The 18053-nt window shown below is 65.4% G+C and carries 14 protein-coding genes; 9 read left to right on the top strand and 5 right to left on the bottom strand.

From position 1 onward, the window contains the following. Positions 1 to 86: 86 nt before the first annotated feature. The 3 genes from LDO15_RS00805 to LDO15_RS00795 all read right to left on the bottom strand — a co-directional run bounded on the left by LDO15_RS00805 (position 87) and on the right by LDO15_RS00795 (position 4111). Complete coding sequence (locus tag LDO15_RS00805) at positions 87 to 1343, bottom strand: aminopeptidase P family protein (protein ID WP_223982942.1); 1257 nt, start codon at positions 1341 to 1343, stop codon at positions 87 to 89. 62 nt (positions 1344 to 1405) lie between these two features. Then, positions 1406 to 2815, bottom strand: coding sequence for an MFS transporter (locus LDO15_RS00800; RefSeq protein WP_223982940.1), 1410 nt, complete (start codon positions 2813 to 2815; stop codon positions 1406 to 1408). A 615-nt stretch (positions 2816 to 3430) separates the two neighbouring features. After that, entirely contained in the window at positions 3431 to 4111 is a 681-nt protein-coding gene (locus LDO15_RS00795; RefSeq protein WP_223982936.1) for a GntR family transcriptional regulator, read from the bottom strand. Between the two features lie 294 nt (positions 4112 to 4405). Between LDO15_RS00795 and LDO15_RS00790 the strand changes: the two genes are divergently transcribed. The 5 genes from LDO15_RS00790 to LDO15_RS00770 all read left to right on the top strand — a co-directional run bounded on the left by LDO15_RS00790 (position 4406) and on the right by LDO15_RS00770 (position 10404). Continuing rightward, entirely contained in the window at positions 4406 to 5761 is a 1356-nt protein-coding gene (locus tag LDO15_RS00790; RefSeq protein ID WP_223982933.1) for an MFS transporter, read from the top strand. 88 nt (positions 5762 to 5849) lie between these two features. Next, positions 5850 to 7235 carry an NAD(P)/FAD-dependent oxidoreductase gene (locus tag LDO15_RS00785; protein WP_223982930.1) on the top strand — a complete coding sequence of 462 codons (1386 nt, stop codon included), beginning with the start codon at positions 5850 to 5852 and terminating at the stop codon, positions 7233 to 7235. Between the two features lie 114 nt (positions 7236 to 7349). Continuing rightward, positions 7350 to 8243: a 4-hydroxy-tetrahydrodipicolinate synthase gene (gene dapA, locus LDO15_RS00780; RefSeq protein ID WP_223982928.1), complete on the top strand. Its 894-nt coding sequence runs from the start codon at positions 7350 to 7352 to the stop codon at positions 8241 to 8243. 74 nt (positions 8244 to 8317) lie between these two features. Further along, positions 8318 to 9826, top strand: a complete 1509-nt coding sequence (locus tag LDO15_RS00775) for an aldehyde dehydrogenase family protein (RefSeq protein ID WP_223982925.1) — start codon at positions 8318 to 8320, stop codon at positions 9824 to 9826. A 275-nt stretch (positions 9827 to 10101) separates the two neighbouring features. Beyond that, positions 10102 to 10404: a DUF4193 domain-containing protein gene (locus tag LDO15_RS00770; protein ID WP_223982923.1), complete on the top strand. Its 303-nt coding sequence runs from the start codon at positions 10102 to 10104 to the stop codon at positions 10402 to 10404. Between the two features lie 109 nt (positions 10405 to 10513). Here the strand turns inward: LDO15_RS00770 and LDO15_RS00765 are convergent, their stop codons facing one another. Beyond that, entirely contained in the window at positions 10514 to 10852 is a 339-nt protein-coding gene (locus tag LDO15_RS00765; RefSeq protein WP_223982920.1) for a hypothetical protein, read from the bottom strand. Positions 10853 to 10998: 146 nt separating this feature from the next. Between LDO15_RS00765 and LDO15_RS00760 the strand changes: the two genes are divergently transcribed. Continuing rightward, positions 10999 to 11817, top strand: coding sequence for a pyruvate, water dikinase regulatory protein (locus LDO15_RS00760; protein ID WP_223982917.1), 819 nt, complete (start codon positions 10999 to 11001; stop codon positions 11815 to 11817). A 151-nt stretch (positions 11818 to 11968) separates the two neighbouring features. Next, positions 11969 to 14374, top strand: a complete 2406-nt coding sequence (gene ppsA, locus LDO15_RS00755) for a phosphoenolpyruvate synthase (RefSeq protein ID WP_223982915.1) — start codon at positions 11969 to 11971, stop codon at positions 14372 to 14374. Positions 14375 to 14677: 303 nt separating this feature from the next. Here the strand turns inward: ppsA and LDO15_RS00750 are convergent, their stop codons facing one another. Continuing rightward, on the bottom strand, positions 14678 to 15349 hold the full coding sequence (locus LDO15_RS00750; protein WP_223982912.1) for a GntR family transcriptional regulator: 672 nt from the start codon (positions 15347 to 15349) through the stop codon (positions 14678 to 14680). Positions 15350 to 15491: 142 nt separating this feature from the next. On the opposite strand from LDO15_RS00750, the gene glyA reads away from it, so the two are divergent. Next, positions 15492 to 16832, top strand: a complete 1341-nt coding sequence (gene glyA, locus LDO15_RS00745) for a serine hydroxymethyltransferase (RefSeq protein WP_276572937.1) — start codon at positions 15492 to 15494, stop codon at positions 16830 to 16832. Continuing rightward, positions 16829 to 18049, top strand: coding sequence for a sarcosine oxidase subunit beta family protein (locus LDO15_RS00740; protein WP_223982909.1), 1221 nt, complete (start codon positions 16829 to 16831; stop codon positions 18047 to 18049). Before glyA ends, LDO15_RS00740 begins: the two co-directional genes overlap by 4 nt. The last annotated feature ends 4 nt before the right edge of the window (positions 18050 to 18053 follow it).

Raw genomic sequence — 18053 nt, 5'->3', positions numbered from 1 at the left:
CATTCCGCATGAGGGCCGAAAAGCGGCGCCACGGTGGACGTGGCGCCGCTTCAGCTATCCGTCCCCTGTCAGGGGGCGTGGACCGGCTAGGCGCCCACGATGTTGTATTCCGGGCCGAAGGGGAACTTCGTGATGTTCTCGGCTCCGTCCTCACCGACCACCAGGATGTCGTGCTCGCGGTAGCCGCCGGCGCCCGGCTGGCCGTCCAGGACCGTGATCATGGGTTCCATGGACACCACCATGCCCGGCTCGAGCACGGTGTCGATGTCCTCGCGGAGTTCCAGCCCGGCCTCGCGGCCGTAGTAGTGGCTCAGGACGCCGAAGGAGTGTCCGTAGCCGAACGTCCGGTTGGCGAGCAGTCCGTGGCCCACGTAGATCTCGTTCAGTTCCGCAGCGATATCCTTGCAGACAGCCCCGGGCTTGATGAGCTCGAGGCCGCGCTTGTGGACCTCCACGTTGATGTTCCACAGCTCCAGGGAGCGGGCGTCGGGTTCGCCGTAGAACAGGGTGCGCTCCAGGGCGGTGTAGTAGCCGGAGGTCATCGGGAAGCAGTTCAGGGACAGGATGTCGTGTTCCTGGATCTTCCGCGTGGTGGCCCAGTTGTGGGCGCCGTCGGTGTTGATGCCGGACTGGAACCACACCCAGGTATCGCGGATTTCCGAATCCGGGAAGGTCCGGGCGATTTCGTGGACCATGGCTTCGGTGCCGATCAGGGCGACCTCATATTCGGTGATGCCGGCGGTGATGGCGTTGCGGATGGCTTCGCCGCCCAGGTCGCCGATGCGGGCTCCGTGCTTGATCACTTCGATCTCTTCGGCCGATTTGATCATCCGCTGGCGCATCGCGGCCTGGGCCACGTCCACCAGGGTGGCCGATGCAAACGCCGCCTGGATCTTGTTCCGGTTGTCCAGCGGGAGGGAATCGTCCTCGACGCCGAGCCGGCGGGGGTTGATGCCGCGGGTGCGCAGCGCCTCCTGGATGGCGAAGATGTAGTTGTCCCGGCGCCAGTCGGTGTAGACCACGTTGTCGCCATAGCTGCGCCGCCACGGCATGCCGGCGTCGATGTTGGCCGTGACGGTCACGGTGTCGTCCTTGGTGACCACCATGGCGTAGGACCGGCCGAAGTAGGTGAAGAGGAAGTCGGAGTAGTACTTGATGGAGTGGTAGCTGGTCAGGACGACGGCGTCGAGTTCCTTCTCGGCCATGATCCGGCGCAGTCCGCCGAGCCGGCGCTCAAATTCGGCGTTGGAGAAGGTCAGCTTTTCCTTCTTCCCGTTGTGCAGGACTTTCAAACGCTCCAGTTCGGCGATGGACGAGGCGTTGTCGGAAGTGGTGATGGTCATGGTGGGTGGTGCCTTTCTGCGGTTCGGTTTCTTAGGAGGGAAGATGTGGGCGTCGGCCGGGGCTACTCGTGGCGCAGCGGTTCCTTGCTGGTTTCACGGGAGAGGACGACGGCGATCAGGGAAACGGCTGCGGCGCCGGCCAGGTACCAGGCCGGAGCCAGTTCATTGGCCGTTGCGGCGATCAGGAGGGTTGCCATGAACGGCGCGGTGCCGCCGAAGAGGGCGTTGGAGAGGTTGAAGCTGACGGCGAAACCGCTGTAGCGGACGCGGGTGGGGAACATTTCCGCCAGGAAGCTCGGGAGCGTGCCGTCATTGAGCGTGAGCATGCCGCCCAGCAGGATCTGGACCAGGACGATCACCAGGAAGTTCCCGGTGCCCAGCAGGGCGAAGGCCGGCACGGTCAGCACGATGAAGCTCAGGGATGCGGCGATGAGTACCTTTTTCCGGCCGTAACGGTCCGAGAGCATCCCGGTCAGGAAAATGAAACCGATGTACGTGACCAGCGCGATGGTGGTGGCCAGGAAGGATTCGGCCGCGCCGAGACCCAGTTCCGAGGACAGGTAGGTCGGCATGTAGCTGAGGATCACGTAGAACCCGACGGCGTTGAGCAGCACGGCTCCGACGGCCTTCAGCAGCAGCCGCCAGTGCTTCCGGAAGAGGCTGGACACCGGGGCCTTGACGGCGTGGTCCTCCTCTGCCAGTTCGCGGAACACCGGGGTGTCTTCGAGTTTGGTGCGGATGTATCGTCCGATCAGGCCCATCGGGGCTGCGAGCAGGAACGGCAGGCGCCACCCCCAGCTTTGCATCGCCTCGGCGCTGAGCATGATGGTGAGCAGGCCTGCGAGCAGGGAACCGAGCAGCAGGCCTGCGGCCGTGCTGGCCGGAACCACCGCCGCGTACAGGCCGCGCTTGTTGGCCGGGGCGTATTCGACCAGGAAGGCGGACGCGCCGGCGTATTCCCCGGAGGCGGAGAAGCCCTGGACAACGCGCACCACGAGCAGAAGGATCGGGGCCCAGATGCCGATCGAGTTGAACCCCGGGATAAGGGCGATGCAGAACGTCGCACCGGACATGATCAGGATTGACAGGGACAGCGCGGTACGGCGCCCCACCCGGTCGCCAATGTGGCCCCAGACGAAGCCGCCGAGCGGCCGGACCAGGAACGAGATGGCGAACAGGGCGAAAGTTAGCAGGAGCGCGGTCTGGGGATTGGACTCGGGGAAGAAGACCGCGGCGATTGTCGCGGCCAGGTAGCCGTAAACGGCGTAGTCGAACCATTCGACGAAGTTACCGATGAAGCTGGCGGCGACGACCCGCCGTCGGGTTTCCTTGCTGACTGCGGGATCGTGGCCGCCAGGGGCCGCATGGCCGCTCAACGTGGTTTGTCCCGAGGAAGTACTGCCATGCCCGCTATTCGACTCCGGGCCGGTCTGCCCCGCAAGAGTGGCGGGGGAGGAAGTTTCGTTACTCATGTGTCCACCAAAGTGTTTTGGAGTTGCATTCACTGCAACGCTGTTGCACCAGATTAGGCGTGACGCATGACACAGTCAATGCTTTTTTGTTTCCGGCACGTGAATTAATCCGATGAGGATACGGCGGACAGCCCGGCAAACGGGGCCATCAGGCCTCGGACCTGCAGTTGCATTCAGTGAGACTTCGTTGCATTCAGACGGCCCGGCGCGGATCAGCTTGTGAAAAGCTTGGGCCGGGGGCTTCAACGGTTTCCCCGGAAGCAACGCGATGGCAGACTTGGTGAACTATCGAATGACTGGGGGGATCCACGTCAGGAGATCGCCATGAACATTCTGGTACGCACGCACACTTCCGGCCGCCGAGGGGCGGGCAAGCCATGATGGCCGGGTGGGCCTACCTCATGGCGGGGATCATGACAGTCGACTCGCTCCTGCTCGGACTGCTCCTGATGAACGTGAGGTGGCCGATGATGAACGTGAGGTGGCCAAGGCGCCGGAAGAAAAAGAGCTGAGGCTCGACGCGCCCTCCGTTCGGCGACGCGGAGAATACCTGACGCGCCCGTATTCGGGTGTCGGTGGGTATTTTGCGCATCGCAGGGTACGAAGCGCGTCCGGCTAGCCCGCGCTCTGCGCCGCCAGCCGTGCTTTGATGCGCTCAGAGGCATCGAGGAGTGATGCCTCGTTGACGGAACCGGCGGCGTCGGCGTCGTTTTTCCGTGCGGCGGCGATCAGGTCCTGCTGATACCGCCACAGGGAGTCATCCCCTTCGGTATCCAGGGAACCCTGGGCGCCGACGATCTTGTATGCCCGGCAGTGCTGCCAGAGCGTGCGGATCATCTGGACGAGCACCGGGTTTCCCGCAGCCTCGTAGAGGATGCTCAGCATGGCCTCGTCATGATCCAGCAGCGCAATGACCCTGCGCTCGGTAATGGCCGAGCGCATTAGCTCATATTCGGCCTGCATCTTGTCGCAATCCTGAGCGGTGACCCGCTGGCTTCCGAGCCGCGCGGCCTCCGTCTCCAACAGCCGGCGGACGTCGTAGACATGGATCAGCTCCTCCAGCGTGAGGCTCTTCACGACGGCGCCCTTGTGCGGCTCCCGCTCGGCCAGGCCCGCTTCCTCAAGACGCCGGATCGCCTCGCGAACAGGCATGACACTGGTTCCGACCTGCTCGGCAAGATCGCGCACCCTCAACCTGGCCCCGGCGGGAAGATCGCCGTTGAGGATTGCCTCATGAATCATCGCGTAGACCTGATCGGTCAACAGGGTTGGGACTACGCGCTTGGATATGACCACAGATCAAATATAGCCTCCCTCTGCGCGCTGGCGCCTCCCCCGCCATCCCGCCGGGGGTTCGGATCGGAAAAAAGTTCAGACTCACCTCTTGTGTGATTTGTGATCACATCCTACAGTGGTTTATGTCACACAAGCTGCTGACAGCCCCTCCTAAGACTCGGCGGGGAAAGGTTCGCAAGTTCTACGCATGCCGGTCGTTCGTTGCCAATGACGACTGCGTTCAGCCGGGAAACGGCACCAATACTCCCCAGGGCCCGCTAAGACCGGTCCGTCCCAGTTCCGAAAGGAATGCAAATGTCCCACGTCGTTGATGACGCTCCCCTATCGTCTTTCCATAAGAAACTGGCCCTTTACTCGTCCGGGGGCCCGTTCGTCGACGGATACATCCTCAGCATCGTCGGCGTCGCCATGATTCAGATCACCCCGCAATTCGACCTCTCGGCGGCGCAGCAGGGGATGGTGGGGGCCGCGGCCCTGGTTGGCATCTTCTTCGGCGCGTTCCTCGGCGGCTGGCTGACCGACAAGTTCGGCCGGCACCTGCTGTTCACCGTCGACCTCATTGCCCTTGTGGCTTGTTCCGTCGCCCAGGCGTTTGTGAACGACCCGTTCTGGCTGATCGTTCTGCGCCTCCTCATAGGATTCGCGGTGGGCGCCGACTATCCCATTGCAACCTCGCTGCTGGCGGAATTCACCCCGAGCCGCTGGCGTGGTCCCCTGCTCGGCGCCTTTGTCACCATGTGGTTCGTCGGTGCCGCCGTCGCTTACATCGTGGGCCAGTTCCTGCTCACGTTCGAGGACGGCTGGCGCTGGATGCTTGCCAGCTCGGCCATCCCGGCCCTCATCATCGTCTTGCTTCGCATGGGTACACCTGAGTCGCCCCGCTGGCTGGCCAAGGTGGGGCGGACTGACGAAGCCAACCAGGTGCTCCAGCGCGTCTACGGCCCGAACGTCACGCTGGCCGACCTCCCCGAGGAAACCGGCAAGAACGTCCGCGTCTCGGAACTCCTCACCTCCGGCTACGGCAAGCGCATGGCCTTCATCACCATTTTCTGGACCTGCTCCATCGTCCCGCTCTTTGCCGTCTACGCCTTCGGGCCGGCGATCCTCGGAGCCCTCAAACTTGGCGGCGACCTGGCACACATCGGGTCTGCGGCCATCACCGTGATGTTCCTGGTCGGCTGCCTGATCGCGGTGGCACTCGTCAACAGGATGGGCCGGCGGCCGCTGATCATCCACAGCTTCTTGTGGAGCGGCCTGGCGCTTCTGGGTCTGGGACTGTTCCCGCAGAGCGACCCGTGGATCATCATGGCCCTCTTCGCCGCCTACGCCATCTTCATCGGCGGCACCCAGATCATGCAGTGGGTCTACCCCAACGAACTGTTTCCCACCGAAGTCAGGGGTTCCGCAGTGGGCCTGGCCTCGTCGCTGAGCCGCATTGGCGCGGCCGTTGGAACCTTCCTGGTGCCCATGGCCCTGACAACCCTGGGGATCGGCACCACGATGATCATCGCCGCGGTGGTCACCCTCATCGGCCTCGCCGTATCCATCGCTTGGGCTCCTGAAACCCGCGGCCTGACCCTGGGCCAGGCCGCGGCACTGGACGGCAACGTCGCCGTGGCCCCGCTGGCCAGGAACGGCGCCGAGAAGTAGGTCCTCTCCCGTAAGTTTCCGGCGGAGCCGCCACGACGGGCGGCCCCGCCGGGCGTCAACAAAATCATCAGTGAAGGAAGAACAGATCATGAAAGACGTAGTTATCGTCGGTGGCGGTCTCGCCGGGCTCTCGGCGGCGTGGCGGCTGCGGCACTGGGACGCGGTGGTGCTGGAGTCCGGGGACCGGGTGGGCGGGCGGATCCGTTCGGAGCGCCGGGGTGCCTACTGGTTGAACTGGGGAGGGCATGTTTTTGCCGGGGCCGGGTCGTCCACGGACGCCCTGCTCAATGAGGTCGGTGTGACGGCCGTTCAGATTCCCGGGTCCCTTCAGGCCTTGTCGATGAACGGCAAGTTCATTCGCAAGGGACACATCGCCACGTACCCGTTCCGGATCCCGATGTCCCTGCCATCGCGCATCGACACCCTGCGGGCCGGTCTGAAGGTCGTCAGCGGCGTCGCCAAGTACACGTCCGTCGTGCGGAAGCGTTCGGGGGAATCCGGTGCCATGCGGCAGCAGCGCATCTATGACTTCGAGAACGACAGCTCGTTCCTGGACTTCATTGGAAACCTCTCGGACGACGCGGCAGCCCTGTTCAAGACCACTGTCACCCGCTCCGCCGGTGACATGGACCAGATCTCGGCCGGCGCCGGCATCGGGTATTTCAGCCTGGTCCTGGGCATCGGCCAGGGGCTCAGCCAGGGCATCGTCGGCGGCCCGTCCACGCTGACCGAATCGATCGCGGTCTCCCTGGGCGACCGCGTCCGGCTCGGCGCCACCGTCCGGGAGGTCGTGCACAAGAAGGACTCCGTGCTCGTCCGGTACAGCCAGGGCGGCGCCGACCATGAGGTCGAAGCCCGCACCGTCATCCTGGCCACCACCGCCGATGTGTCGCACAAAATTGGTGTGGACCTGCCGGAGGACCTGCGCGGCGCGCTCGGCCAGATCAAGTACGGCCCGCACGTCAGCACCGCCTTCCTGACCAACGAGACCTCGGCACGGCCCTGGGACGACATCTATGCCATCGCGGCCCCGAAGCGCTCGTTCGCGATCGCCCTGAACCAGGCGAGCATCGTGCGCGGGTCCGAGTCGGTGCGCAAGCCCGGGGGCAGCTTCATGACGTTCTCACCGGCCGCCCTGGGCCGGGCCCTGCTGGAGAAGACCGACGAGGAAGTCATCGCCACCCACCTGACCGATCTGGACCAGGTCCTCGGCCACGGCTTCGCGGACAGCGTCGTCGAGGCCAAGACCGACCGGTGGAAGGTTGCCTCCCCCTACTGCTTCCCGGGCCGGGCCAAGCTCCAGTCCACGCTCATGCGCGGCACCGACCGCGTCTTCCTGGCCGGCGACTATCTCGGAACCCTCTACACCGAAAGCTCCATCACCACCGGGTTCTCGGCAGCACAGGAAGCCGCCAGCCTGCTGGCCACGCACCGCCAGGCCCCTCCCCATTCCGGCCTGATGGTCGTCGCCTGACCCTCCCGGCACAAACCCCTCCCGGCACAAACCCCTCCCTGCACAGGCCTCCCCGTGCACAGGCCCCTCCCTCTCCTGATCGGGCCCCACGTACTTAAGTAAAGGAAACACCTGATGTCCCACGCTCTCCGCGGCGTCCTCACCGCACTGTCCACCCCCTTCAACCAGGACGAAACCCTCGACGTCCAGACCCTGCGCCGCATCGTGGACCGCTCCATCGACGCCGGCGTCGACGGCGTCGTCGCGGCCGGGTCCACCGGCGAAGTCGGCGCCCTGTCCTCCGAGGAGCGCCTGCTGCTCATCGAGACCGTCATCAAGCAGGCCAACGGCCGCGTCCCGGTCATCGCCAACACCGGCGCCACCTCCACCGCCGAAGCCATCCGCCTGTCCCAGGCCGCCGAGAAGCTGGGCGCCGACGTCCTCATGCTGATCACGCCCTACTACGAGCCGCTGTCCCTGGAGGAGACCGTCACCTACATCAAGGACGTGGCCCGGTCCGTCACGATCCCGGTCATGCTCTACAACATCCCGGCCGTGACCGGCGTCAACCTGGACCCCGCCACCGTCCGTGCACTGGCCGAGGACGTGGAGAACATCCGCTACATCAAGGACTCCAGCGCCAACTGGGAACAGGCACTCCAGCTGATCCACCACCACTCGGACGTCATCGGCACCTTCATCGGCTGGGACGTCTACCTCTACAGCGCCCTCGTCGAGGGCGCAGCCGGCGTCATGGCCGGCACCGCCAACGTCGTACCCCACGAAATCGTCGACGTCAGCCGCCGCATCGCCGACGGCGACCTGCAAGGCGCCCTGGAACAATGGAAGCAGGTCTACCCGGTCATCGACGCCCTCCTCTCCGTGCCATTCATCCCCGCCGTCAAGACCGGCCTGACCCTCCAGGGCCTCCCCGCCGGCAAACCCCGCCGCCCTACCGCCGAACTCAGCACCGAGGACCATGCCCGGATCCAACACGCCCTGTCCGCCCTCTACCAGAACGTGGCGTAGCGGATGGGCCACGTCGCCGCACAGTTGCACATCGCGCAGTTTCAGGCAGCACCCACGCAGGGGAGGTAGAAGATATGTCCATTTCGGTCAGCAACCCGACACAGATCCGCCGGTCCCCGGCGCCCGGCACGCTCATCACGCCCGAGGAACTCGCACCGGCCGGGCACTTCGTTGACGGCGCCTTCCGGGCCGGCAGCTCAGGCGCCGTTACCGACGTCGTGGACCCCTGCAACGGGGAGCCGATCACTGCAGTCGCCGACGGCACGGTCGAGGAAGTCGACGCCGCAGTGGCGTCCGCCGTGGCTGCCAAAAGGCAGTGGGGGCAGCTTGTCCCCAAGGAACGCTCGGAAATCCTGCACCGGATCGCCGACTGCCTCAGCGAACACTCCGACCTGCTTGCCCGGATTGAATCAGCGAACACCGGAAAACCGCTCATGGTTTCCGAAGACGACGTCGCCGGCACCATCGACACCTTCCGGTTCATGGCAGGCGCCCTCCGCGCCACCACCTCGATGGCCGCCGGAACCTATGCCCCGGATCACCTGTCGCTGATCCTCCGGGAGCCGCTGGGCGTCGTGGGGGTCGTCACCCCCTGGAATTACCCGCTGCTGATGGGAGCATGGAAGATCGCGCCCATCCTCGCCGCAGGAAACACCCTAGTGCTCAAGCCGTCCGAGCAGACTCCGTTGACCACGCTCAAATTCGCCGAGCTGGTGGCCGACATCCTTCCGCCCGGCGTGTTCAATGTCGTCACCGGCCGCGGCTCGGTCGTGGGGGCCCGCCTCTCCGAGCACCCGGACGTGGACATGATCGCCCTCACCGGGTCGGTCAACAGCGGCCGGGCCGTGGCCCGGGGCGCCGCGGAGTCCCTCAAGCGGGTCCATCTGGAGCTGGGCGGCAAGGCTCCGGTCATCATCTTCCCCGACGCCGACCTACCCGCCGCCGCCGCGGCCCTGCGAACGGCCGGCTACTGGAATTCGGGGCAGGAATGCGGGGCCGCATGCCGGATCCTGGTCCACGAATCCGTTGCCGAGCGCTTCACCGAACTGCTGGTCCAGGAAGTACGCACGCTGGTGGTCGGCGAGCCGGGGGCGGGGCCGGAGGTCGAGATCGGCCCCCTGACGTCCAAGGGACATTTCGATCGGGTCCTCGGCTACCTCGAACGGGCCCGGCGGGATGGAATCCGTACCGCCGTTGGCGGCTCCGCGATTGACGGCCCGGGCTACTTTATTGCCCCCACCGTGCTGGTGGACGTCCCTGACGGGGCCGAATGCTCACGGGAGGAGATCTTCGGCCCGGTCGTCACGGTCGAGACCTTTGCCGGCGAAGAAGAAGCAATCACCCGCGCCAACGACGTACCGTTTGGTCTCGCCGCCTCCGTCTGGACTGAAGACGCCCGGCGCAGCCACGACGTCGCATCAAAGATCGACGCCGGAACGGTCTGGGTAAATTCGCACCTCATTCTCGCCAACGAAGTCCCCTGGGGCGGATTCAAGGGCTCCGGCTACGGGCGGGATCTGTCCGTCTACGCCCTCGACGACTACTCCCGCACCAAGCACGTCATGCATAACCGCGGACGCTGACGGCAAGGGAGCGCCGGCAACAGGAACCAGGAGCCATTGAAGGCCTGCCCGGCACGCCGGGCAGGCCTTCAGGACATCACGTGATCCCGGAGACGGGCCGCCGGGCCGCCACCGGGGAAATCCCGGCGGGCAAATCCCTCGACCCGGGAAATCCCGGGCAGGGGAAATCCCGGGCAGGAAAGTACGGGTTCGGGGAATTCCGGAGCCCTGATGTACGTTGCAGTTCCGTCGGACAAAAACGTCAGACAAGAACTTCAGAGAAGAGAATGACTTCAGTGGCAACTGATTACGACGAAGTACGTTCCGACGTCAAGGAATCGCAGGAGCGCTCCCTGGAGGCGCTGCAGTCCGCCAATGCCCCGGATGCCCGCAGCGTTGCTCGCGAGCTGGACGAATCTGATGCACTGGACGAGGCCATGACCCCCGGCGGAGAGTTCGTCGCCGAGGAACTGATCGTTCAGGTCATCCCCCAGGCTCAGGACGAGTTCACGTGCTATTCCTGTTTCCTGGTGCGGCACCGGTCCCAGCTCGCGCGCGAAAAGGACGGCCACTCGTACTGCACCGAGTGCGAGGGATAAGACTGGGAAGGACAAGACGCAGCCCGGACGGCTGCGGGCGCAGCTTCTGACTTCTGCGCAGTCCTGATCCGGCGCAGTCCTGATCCGGCGGCGCCGATAAGGAGATGCCCTAGGCGTCGTCCGCCCGCTGATCGCCCTTATGGCTCCGCAGGTTCTCCTGCACCTTGCCGAACAAATCCTTGATGGTCGACTCCGTATTGGTGAGCATGTCCGGCTGGACGTAGACCTGCTGGGCGGGAGGCAGGCTGAAGTGGGACGGCAGGCCACCCGTGCCGTCCACCCCTGCAAGCGCAATGGTCACGCCGCCCTCCTTGCGCGCAATCGCGCCGATCCGGCCGAAGACCACGGTAAATTCGTCCGGCTGGAAGCTCACGGTCAGCCCGACATGTGTCCGGTTGAGGTCGCTTGCCGCGACGGCCTTCTCGTTGCCGGTACCTGCATAGCTCATGTCCATCTCCTGCGACAGTTGGTGGCGTTGGTGGCGTTGTACGCGAGCAGTCTACGTCCGTGTCCGGAGACCGGGTAGGGACCGCGTTGACTCTCAGCAAAGATGCCCGATACCGGACCGGGGCCGCTCTAGTGGAGAATTCGTTCATGACCAATGACGATCGTCGGCCTGTCTACTTCCTTTCGGACAGTACGGGCATCACCGCAGAGACACTCGGCAACACCTTGCTGACGCAGTTCCCCGCAAACAATTTTGACCGCATCACGGTCCCGTTCATCACCACAGCCGAACAGGCAAGGTCCGTCGTCAAGACCATCGACGGCCTCGCCGCCACCGGCCTGCAGCCGATCGTCTTTTCCACCGCGGTCAGCAGCGATATCCGGCAGACCCTGGCGACGTGCAAGGGAATCATCGTGGACCTCATCGGGACGCATGTCGGACAGCTGGAGCACGCCCTCGGCACCCCGGCGAGCGGGGAGCCGGGGCGGGCGCACGGCCTCGGGAACGCGGAGCGGTATCAGTCCCGGATGGCCGCCGTGGAGTACGCCATGGAGCACGACGACGGCCAGAGCCTGCGGGCGCTCGAAAAGGCCCAGGTCATCCTGGTGGCGCCGTCGCGTTGCGGCAAGACGCCCACCACCATGTATCTGGCACTGCAGCACGGCATCTTCGCTGCGAACTTCCCGCTGGTGGATGAAGACTTCCAACGGGAAGGGCTCCCCAAGCCGCTGAGGCCCTTTGTTGAGAAGTGTTTCGGCCTCTCCTCCAACCCCCTGCGCCTGAGCCAGATCCGCACCGAACGGCGCCGCGGCTCACCGTACGCGTCGCTGCGGCAGTGCGGCTTCGAGTTGCGCAGCGCCGAGCAGCTGTATGTCTCCCATAGGATTCCGTACCTGAATTCGGCCACGGTGTCCGTGGAGGAAATGGCGGCCACCATCCTGCAGCGGATGAACCTCAAGCATTAGGGAAAAATTTCACAAATAAGGTGTGGCGCACGTCATGTGGAAAGAGCGCCGGAGACCTGTCACTGTGGACAGGACTTGCGCCCATCAACCGGCCATCGCCGCGAGCGGGGCGTCGCACGTGCATGCCATCATCTGCAAAGGAGCAGTAACTATGACGACAGACATCCTGTGGTTCTCAGAACTCGGACTCAAGGACCTGGACCGGGTGGGCGGAAAGAACGCCTCCCTCGGTGAGATGGTACAGAATCTGACCTCTGCCGGGGTCCAGGTCCCGGACGGCTTCGCCACCACCGCGGATGCCTACCGCAGCTTCCTGGCGGATTCCGGCCTGGACCAGAAGATCGCCGACCGGCTGGTCGGCCTGGACACCGATGACGTGACCGCCCTCGCCTCGGCAGGACAGGAAATCCGGGCCCTCATGCGCGAGACGCCCTTCCTGCCGGACTTTGAAGCACAGATCCGGAACTCCTACCAGCAGCTGGTGGACAAGCACGGCGGTTCCGAGGACCTCTCCTGGGCCGTCCGCTCCAGCGCTACCGCGGAAGACCTTCCCGATGCCTCCTTCGCCGGGCAGCAGGAAACCTTCCTGAACGTCCGCGGCATCGAAAACATCCTGATCGCCATCAAGGACGTGTTCGCGTCCCTCTACAACGACCGGGCGATCGCCTACCGCGTGCACCACAAGTTCGAACATGCCGAGGTGGCGCTCTCGGCCGGCATCCAGCGCATGGTGCGCTCCGACGTCGGGGCCTCCGGCGTCATGTTCACCATGGACACCGAATCCGGGTTCCAGGACGCCGTGTTCGTCACGTCCTCCTACGGCCTCGGCGAGGCGGTCGTCCAGGGCGCCGTCAATCCCGACGAGTTCTACGTCTACAAACCCGCGCTGCAAGCTGGCCGGCCCGCCATCCTTAAGCGCGGACTGGGCGAGAAGGCCCTCCAGATGACCTACACGACCAGCCGCGAAATCGGTCGCACCATCGACTTCGTGCCGGTTGAGGCCTCCTTGCGGAACCGCTTCAGCCTCAGCGACGACGACGTCGAGCAGCTCGCCCGGCACGCCGTCGCCATCGAGAAGCACTACGGCCGCCCCATGGACATCGAGTGGGGCAAGGACGGGATCGACGGCGGCTTGTACATCCTGCAGGCGCGCCCGGAGACCGTGCAGTCCCGCCGGGCCACCGGCAGCCTGAGCCGTTTCCGGCTCAACGGGACCGGCCGGGTGCTGGCCGAGGGCCGCGCCATCGGCCAGCGCATCGGTGCCGGCCGCGTCCGCATCCTCACCGCGATCGACCAGATGGCCGCCTTCGAAACCGGCGATGTCCTCGTCGCGGACATGACCGACCCGGACTGGGAACCGATCATGAAGCGTGCCTCCGCCATCGTGACCAACCGCGGCGGTCGCACGTGCCACGCGGCCATCATTGCCCGGGAGCTGGGGATTCCTGCCGTCGTCGGCACCGGGGACGCCACGGACGCCCTCTCCGACGGCCTCGAGGTGACCGTCTCCTGTGCCGACGGTGAGACCGGCGTGATCTACGAGGGGATCCTGGACTTCAGCGTCGAGGAAACCGAGATCACCCAGCTTCCCGAGGCCCCCGTCAAGGTCATGATGAATGTCGGCACCCCGGAGCAGGCATTCACTTTCGCGCAGCTGCCCAACCATGGAGTGGGCCTGGCCCGGCTCGAATTCATCATCAACCGCCAGATCGGCATCCACCCCAAGGCGCTGCTGAACCTGGACAGCCAGCCGGCGGACATCGCCGCGGAAATCCGTGAGCGGATCGCCGCGTACGACAGCCCGCGCGAGTACTACATCAAGCGCCTGGCCGAAGGCGTGGCCACCATCGCGGCGGCCTTCGCCCCGGAGCCGGTGATCGTGCGCATGTCCGACTTCAAGTCCAACGAGTACGCCAACCTGGTCGGCGGACCCGCCTACGAGCCGCACGAGGAGAACCCGATGATCGGCTTCCGCGGCGCCTCCCGGTACCTGGAACCGTCCTTCCGGGACTGCTTCGACCTCGAGTGCGAGGCCCTGTCCTTCGTCCGCAACGAGATGGGTCTGACCAACGTCAAGCTGATGATCCCGTTCGTGCGCACCGTGGACGAGGCCAGCGGCGTCATCGACCTGCTCGCGGAGAACGGCCTGCGCCGGGGCGAAAACGGCCTAGAGGTCATCATGATGTGCGAACTGCCGTCCAACGCGTTGCTGGCCGATGAGTTCCTGGACTACTTCGACGGCTTCTCCATCGGCTCCAACGACATGACCCAGCTAACCCTGGGCCTTGACCGGGACTCCGCGATCGTCGCCGGCAGCTTCGACGAGCGCAACCTCGCCGTCAAGAAGCTCCTCAGCATGGCCATCAAGGCCTGCAAGGCACGTGGCAAATATGTGGGCATCTGCGGCCAGGGTCCCAGCGACCACACCGACTTCGCCGAGTGGCTGGTTGAGGAAGGCATCGATTCCGTCTCCTTGAACCCCGACACCGTGGTGGACACCTGGCTCCGGCTCGCCGGCGCGGCCGTCGAGGCAGGGGTCGGCGCCGAGGCAAACTGACCGCCGTCACCGACGCAAAGACGGCAGGCAGGAGGGTGGGGAGGGACGGGCCGACGTTTAGTCCATTCGGTATTTTTTCCGGTGGAATAGCGTGCATCGTGTCGGCGCGTCTCCCCTGACCGCTCAGACGCAAGGAGCCTCCGTGAGCCTTCCGATCAACCGACGGACCAGGCAGCTCCGGGTGAACAGCCGGGCCGGAGCCCCGGCAAGGGTGCCGCCTGGGGCGGCTGATGGGGATCAGGGCAGCACTGTTCGGACCGGGCCGGTGACACAGGCGACGGCCGGTGGTACAGGCGACGTCGGTTAGAGCACCTTCCGGATGGTCTCTTCGAAGCTCGTGACGTGGTGCAGGGCAAGCTCGCCGGCCTTGTCCGCGTCGCCTTCGGCCACCGCCTGGAGCAGCTCGACGTGCTCGGTGATGTGCCCGCTGACCGAGGGCACCTTGTCCAGAACCAGGCACCAGATCCGCGTGGCCAGGTTGTCGTAGCGGATCAGGGTGTCCTCCAGGTGCGGGTTGGCCGCGGCGCGGTAGATCAGCCGGTGCACCGTCAGGTCGTAGCGCATCAGCTCCCGGGACTCCGCGGGGCTCGGGTCCAGTTCCGCAATGGTTTTGGCAACGTCCAGCAATTCGCGGCGCATGGCGGCATTTGCCCGCACTGCCGCGCGGCGTGCAGCCAGCGGCTCCAGTAGTTCCCGGATTTCCGAGACATCGGCCAGTTCCGTGAAGTCCACCGTGGTGGCAAAAGTTCCCCGGCGCGGATAGGAAACCACCAGGTGGTCCACTTCCAACCGCTTGATGGCCTCGCGTACGGGAGTGCGGCCGAAACCGAGCTCGGCGGCCAACTGCCCGTCATTGATGGGTTCGCCCGGCCGGATTTCGAGCATGATCAGCTTGTCCCGCAGCTGCCGGTAGGCAGATTCCGCTTGGGAGAGGGCCGCTTCCCCTGCAGGCGGCAGGACGGTCAGTGCATTCACAGCTCGACTCCGTTCTCGGATTCCCGGCAGAAGCTCGCTTCCACTTGGCTCCGGCTATTGACTCTGGTGTGATTCCAATCATACCATTGTCATCACACTGATATATCAGTCACAGCAACAGTGGTATTTCAAAGGAGTAAACGTGGTTGAGCAGTTGAACGAGCGACTTTCTGTAGTCGATCCCGAGGTCGAGCAGGCCGTGGCCAGGGAGCTGAAGCGCCAGCAGTCCACCCTTGAGATGATTGCGTCGGAGAACTTCGCCCCCGCCGGGGTCATGGAGGCGCAGGGTTCGGTGCTGACTAACAAGTACGCCGAGGGTTACCCGGGCAAGCGCTACTACGGTGGCTGCGAGCACGTCGACGTGATCGAACAGCTCGCCATCGACCGGGTGAAGGCCCTGTTCGGCGCGGAGGCGGCGAATGTCCAGCCCCACTCGGGCGCGCAGGCCAACGCCGCCGCCATGTTCGCCCTCCTGGAACCGGGCGACACCATCATGGGCCTGGCCCTGGCCCACGGCGGCCACCTCACCCACGGCATGCGCATCAATTTCTCCGGCAAGCTCTACAACGTGGTCCCCTACCACGTGAGCGAGCACGACCACCTGGTGGATATGGCCGAAGTCGAGGCCCTGGCCCTCGAGCACCGGCCCAAAATGATCGTGGCCGGCTGGTCCGCCTACTCCCGGCAGCTGGATTTCGCCGAGTTCCGGCGCATCGCCGACCTCGTGGGCGCCTACCTGATGGTGGACATGGCACACTTCGCCGGGCTCGTGGCCGCAGGGCTCCACCCGAACCCGGTCCCCTACGCCGACGTCGTCACCACCACCACGCACAAGACCCTCGGCGGTCCGCGCGGCGGCGTGATCCTGAGCAAGGAGGAGTACGCGCGCAAGATCAACAGCGCCGTATTCCCCGGCCAGCAGGGCGGCCCGCTGGAACACGTGATCGCGGCCAAGGCCGTTGCCTTCAAGATCGCAGCGTCCCCCGAGTTCAAGGAGCGCCAGGACCGCACGCTCGAAGGGGCCAAGATTCTCGCGGCCCGGCTCCTGAAGGACGACGTCGCGGCGGCCGGGATCTCCGTGGTCAACGGCGGCACCGATGTGCACCTGGTCCTGGTGGACCTGCGGAATTCCGAACTCGACGGGCAGCAGGCCGAGGACCGGCTGCACCGGATCGGGATCACCGTCAACCGCAACGCCGTCCCGTTCGACCCCCGCCCGCCCATGGTCTCCTCCGGGCTGCGGATCGGCACCCCCGCCCTCGCCACCCGCGGCTTCGGCGCCGCGGAGTTCACCGAAGTGGCCGACATCATCGCCTCCGCCCTGATTTCACAGGGACCAGGGAACCAGCTCAGCGACCAGACCGCCGCTGAACTGCGCGGACGCGTCAGCGCCCTGGCGGCACAATTCCCCCTCTACCCGCACCTTGGCACCGACACGGCGGCAACCGGCCTTGAGGCAGAACTGATTGGAGCAGCACAATGACCACCGAACACCTGCCGGAGCACCCGGACTTCCTCTGGCGCAATCCGGACCCCAAGTCCTCCTACGACGCCGTGATTGTGGGCGGCGGCGGGCACGGCCTGGCGACGGCATATTACCTGGCCAAGAACCACGGGATGACCAACATCGCTATCCTGGAAAAGGGCTGGCTCGCCGGCGGCAACATGGCCCGGAACACCACCATCATCCGCTCCAACTACCTCTGGGACGAGAGCGCGGCGATCTACGAGACCGCCCTGAAGCTCTGGGAGATCCTGCCGGAGGAACTCGACTACGACTTCCTGTTCAGCCAGCGCGGCGTCATGAACCTGGCCCACACCCTGGGCGACGTCCGCGAAAGCATCCGCCGCGTGGGAGCCAACAAACTCAACGGCGTCGACGCCGAGTGGCTGGACCCGCAGCAGGTCAAGGAACTCTGCCCCATCCTGAACATCAACGACAACATCCGCTACCCCGTGATGGGCGCCACCTACCAGCCGCGCGCCGGCATCGCCAAGCACGACCACGTCGCGTGGGCGTTCGCCCGCAAATGCGACGAGCTCGGCGTGGACATCATCCAGAACTGCGAAGTCACCGGATTCCTGAAGGAAGGAAACCGGGTGGTGGGCGTCAAGACCACCCGCGGCACCATCCACACCGAAAAAGTCGGCCTCTGCGCCGCCGGACACAGCTCGGTCCTGGCGGAAATGGCCGGGTTCCGGCTCCCCATCCAGTCCCACCCGCTCCAGGCCCTGGTGTCCGAACTCCACGAGCCCGTCCACCCCACCGTGGTCATGTCGAACCACGTCCACGTCTACGTCTCCCAGGCCCACAAGGGCGAACTGGTGATGGGCGCCGGCGTGGACTCCTACAACGGCTACGGCCAGCGCGGCTCCTTCCACGTGATCGAGCACCAGATGGCCGCCGCCGTCGAACTCTTCCCGATCTTCGCCCGGGCCCACGTGCTCCGGACCTGGGGCGGGATCGTGGACACCACACTGGACGCCTCCCCGATCGTGGGCACCACCCCGGTGGAGAACATGTTCGTCAACTGCGGCTGGGGCACCGGCGGCTTCAAGGGCACACCGGCTGCCGGGCTGACGTTCGCGCACACCATCGCCACCGGAGAACCGCACACACTCAACAAGCCCTTCTCACTCGAGCGCTTCGAAACCGGCGCCCTGATCGATGAACACGGCGCCGCCGCCGTGGCCCACTAGAAAG

Origin of the sequence: Arthrobacter sp. NicSoilB8 (assembly GCF_019977355.1) — a bacterium.
Lineage (GTDB): Bacteria > Actinomycetota > Actinomycetes > Actinomycetales > Micrococcaceae > Arthrobacter.
This window is presented reverse-complemented; position numbering and strand designations above follow the sequence as displayed.

Coding starts and splice junctions, on each gene's coding strand:
- LDO15_RS00805 (WP_223982942.1), bottom strand. CDS start 1,343: ATGACCATCACCACTTCCGACAACGCCTCGTCCATCGCCGAACTGGAG.
- dapA (WP_223982928.1), top strand. CDS start 7,350: ATGTCCCACGCTCTCCGCGGCGTCCTCACCGCACTGTCCACCCCCTTC.
- LDO15_RS00800 (WP_223982940.1), bottom strand. CDS start 2,815: ATGAGTAACGAAACTTCCTCCCCCGCCACTCTTGCGGGGCAGACCGGC.
- ppsA (WP_223982915.1), top strand. CDS start 11,969: ATGACGACAGACATCCTGTGGTTCTCAGAACTCGGACTCAAGGACCTG.
- LDO15_RS00790 (WP_223982933.1), top strand. CDS start 4,406: ATGTCCCACGTCGTTGATGACGCTCCCCTATCGTCTTTCCATAAGAAA.
- LDO15_RS00785 (WP_223982930.1), top strand. CDS start 5,850: ATGAAAGACGTAGTTATCGTCGGTGGCGGTCTCGCCGGGCTCTCGGCG.
- LDO15_RS00765 (WP_223982920.1), bottom strand. CDS start 10,852: ATGAGCTATGCAGGTACCGGCAACGAGAAGGCCGTCGCGGCAAGCGAC.
- LDO15_RS00775 (WP_223982925.1), top strand. CDS start 8,318: ATGTCCATTTCGGTCAGCAACCCGACACAGATCCGCCGGTCCCCGGCG.
- LDO15_RS00760 (WP_223982917.1), top strand. CDS start 10,999: ATGACCAATGACGATCGTCGGCCTGTCTACTTCCTTTCGGACAGTACG.
- LDO15_RS00740 (WP_223982909.1), top strand. CDS start 16,829: ATGACCACCGAACACCTGCCGGAGCACCCGGACTTCCTCTGGCGCAAT.